Below are 1,540 nucleotides of genomic sequence, written 5' to 3'. Positions count from 1 at the left end.
TAGTATTCTCGAAAACTCCCAAGGTACTGAAGTTTCTACATTAATTTTTCTATAGAAATCAGCTTCACCCCAGAGTTTTTTCAAGTTTTATATTGTACGAATAGCTTATATAATTTAAGATATTCGTAGTATTATTAAGCTAATTTAATGTAGCACTATAAATTAAGGCTTGACAGTTAGTAGAAATTTCCAAAATGAAATATGGGCATTATTTACATTATTTCATTTACAAGGAGTGATTTTTATGCTAACTGTTAAATTTTCTCACACCAAATATCAAAAATTTGCTGAATCATTTTTGAATAGGTTTTTCATTCAAACCAATCAACAAATTACTTTACTAAATCGTAGTTCACTTATAACTAAAATGTGGTCTACCGACCTTACTGGAATTGTACCTTTAATGAAAAATACTTACTCTAAATCTAATCAAGGTGTCCCACCAAAAGATGCGGTAGCATTACTTAGATCCTTACTTATTATGCTATATACCAATGAAACTAGCATATCATCATGGGTAAAAACCCTGCAGTCAGAACCTTTCTATGCAATTTTATCAGGATTTATTCCTGCATGCTATTCAGCTTCTAAAGCCGAAGGCATTTATGCAGATTCAATACCTGGTGTTGGTACTTTTTATGATTTTATGGATAGGCTGATTCGCAAGGATAAAATTCTTTACAAATCCAAACTGCGCAAAGCTAAACGTAAACCCCGTAAAAAACAAAAGAAAAATCAAAAGATGAATAATTCCAAACCTGGTGTAGTTGAACGTTTAGTCAAAAGAGTCATAAAATATGATAATTCTAGGCTTCCTGACAGCATTGAATCAACATTAAATACCATACTTAAAGAGCTATTTGTATTACCTTCTTTAAAAATGGGTATTCTTGGTGACCCTTCAAAACTAAACATTGCTGGTGATGGTACTTGTATGCCTACACAGGCTTCGCCTTACGGGAAAAAAGTATGCAATTGCAAATTAAAGCCCGGTGAAAGATGCGACTGCTTTCGCAAGTTTCATGACCCCACTGCAACTTGGGGCTGGGATAGTTTTAATGAGCAATATTTCTATGGACATACCTTCCATGGTTTTACTGCTTGTGATAGCTTTTACAGCCTACCTATCCATATTAAACTTGTTAGTGCTGCACGTCATGATTCTGTAACTGGCGTTTATGCACTTAAAGAACTTGTTGATTTATATCCTGAAATTAAATTTTATTCTGCAGCCTTTGATTCTGCCTATGATACTAATGCTTTTTATCTTTTATGCGAGCATTATGGAATCAAACCTATTATTGATTTAAATTCTCGTTCATCAAAAATTTCATCTAATAATGAATTTGTGAAACTTGATGAAGATGGTATTCCACATGGCTTATTTTGTGGGCATCAACTTCGTAATTGGGGAATTGTTTCTAAAGAATTTAGACACAAATGGTTATTTCCTGTTCAATGCAAAAATTGTGATAAATGCCCAATGAAAAGCAATCAAACTTATTACACAAAAACTTTGGATAATCCTAGGTATTTTACT

Annotated in this window: 1 protein-coding gene; it reads left to right on the top strand. The window is 32.7% G+C overall.

The genetic code is table 11. The features are described from left to right. Positions 1 to 244 precede the first annotated feature (244 nt). A partial coding sequence (locus CLLI_RS11440) for a hypothetical protein (RefSeq protein ID WP_242975592.1) occupies positions 245 to 1,540 on the top strand: 1,296 nt, incomplete at its 3' end.

Origin of the sequence: Clostridium liquoris (assembly GCF_002995785.1) — a bacterium.
Lineage (GTDB): Bacteria > Bacillota > Clostridia > Clostridiales > Clostridiaceae > Clostridium_AO > Clostridium_AO liquoris.
The sequence above is the reverse complement of the archived record's forward strand: the minus strand, read 5'-3'. Positions and strand labels throughout refer to the sequence as shown.